Genomic DNA, 1,284 nt, shown 5'->3' on the forward strand with positions numbered 1-1,284 from the left:
CATCAGCACGCTCGCAAAGAGTCGGATTCGGTCCATTGGAAAACTCACTGCTGGCTGGACAAACAAGAGCCGTGCGGGAGAAAGGAGCACGCGCCCTTTTGTCCCGCGCGGCGTGCGCTCTGCATCAGAACGCGTGGCGGATACCGAAGTCGTAGCCGGTGGAAGAGCGCGGCAGGCCCGTGTAGCTCACGCCCGCGCTGCCGTAGCCCGTGGTGCTGGCCGACACCAGGCTGCCCGTGTAGTTCGCGTCGTTGCGGTTGTTCACGCGCGCCACCGTCGCATACAGCGCCGTGCGCTTGGACAGGTTGTGCACGTAGCCGATCGCGAACTTGCGTGCCAGCGGGTCCTCGCCCGTGATGCCGGCCGCCCCTTCGTTGTAGCGCACCTGCGAGTACGCCACGCGGATCAGCCCCGCGCCCACCGGCACCGTCGCGCCCACCAGGTAGCCGTTGTAGCTGTCGTGCGTGCTCGTGAGCGCCGTGTCGAACTTGTTCTTCACGTTCGACAGCTCACCGAACAGCTTCACCGGACCGAAGTCGTACGAAGCGCCCAGGTTGATGGTCTGCACCTTGCGCTCCAGCGCAGTGGTGTCCACCGCCGTACTCCGGCCCACGCCCAGCGCCACGTCCAGGGGACCGTTGGCGTAGCCGAAGCGCCCACCGACGTAGCGCCCGGCGGTGCTGCTGGAAGCAGCCGTGGTGCTGGTCGCATCGGTGCTGGCGTTCTCGTGCAGGCTGTACTGCACCTGGCCGTAGAAGCCGCCCAGGTTCGGCGGCAGGAAGTAGCCGATCGAGTTGCTCGCGCGCACGTAGTTGGCGTTGTTGATGGTGGTGTTGCCGCTGACGGTGCTGATGACGTTGGTGCCCGAGCCGTTGGTGCCGAACGGGTCGAACACGGTGTCGTTCCAGAAGGTGGGCGTGTAGTCGCGGCCCAGGCGCAGCTCGCCGAAGCCACCCGACAGGCTCACGGTGGAGCGGCGCGCGAAGGTGGAGATGCCGGTGGCGCCGTCGTCGTTGGTGATGGGCGCTTCGAGCCAGAAGCTCGCAGCCAGGCCGCCGCCGAGGTCTTCGGTGCCCCGAAAGCCGATGCGGCTGGAGTTGTAGCCGGAGTTGGCCAGGCTGGTCTTGCTGGACTTCACCGATGCGCCGGTGGCCGCGTCGCGCGCGGTCGCCGACTGGTAGGTCAGGCCCGCGTCGACGACGCCGAACAACGTGACGGACGATTGGGCAGAGGCCAGCCCGCAGACGGCCAGGGCAGCGTATGCCGTGAGGGTTTTCTTCATTC

Annotated in this window: 1 protein-coding gene; it reads right to left on the minus strand. The window is 67.0% G+C overall.

Annotated elements, in window-relative coordinates; genetic code table 11:
• Positions 1-124 precede the first annotated feature (124 nt).
• The gene (locus tag PMI12_RS26235) at positions 125-1,282 is read right to left on the minus strand and encodes a porin (RefSeq protein ID WP_007838798.1); all 1,158 of its coding nucleotides are present in this window, start codon (positions 1,280-1,282) and stop codon (positions 125-127) included.
• Positions 1,283-1,284: the final 2 nt, after the last annotated feature.

It is taken from the genome of Variovorax sp. CF313 (assembly GCF_000282635.1).
In the GTDB taxonomy this organism is placed as follows: domain Bacteria; phylum Pseudomonadota; class Gammaproteobacteria; order Burkholderiales; family Burkholderiaceae_C; genus Variovorax.

Coding starts and splice junctions, on each gene's coding strand:
- PMI12_RS26235 (WP_007838798.1), bottom strand. CDS start 1,282: ATGAAGAAAACCCTCACGGCATACGCTGCCCTGGCCGTCTGCGGGCTG.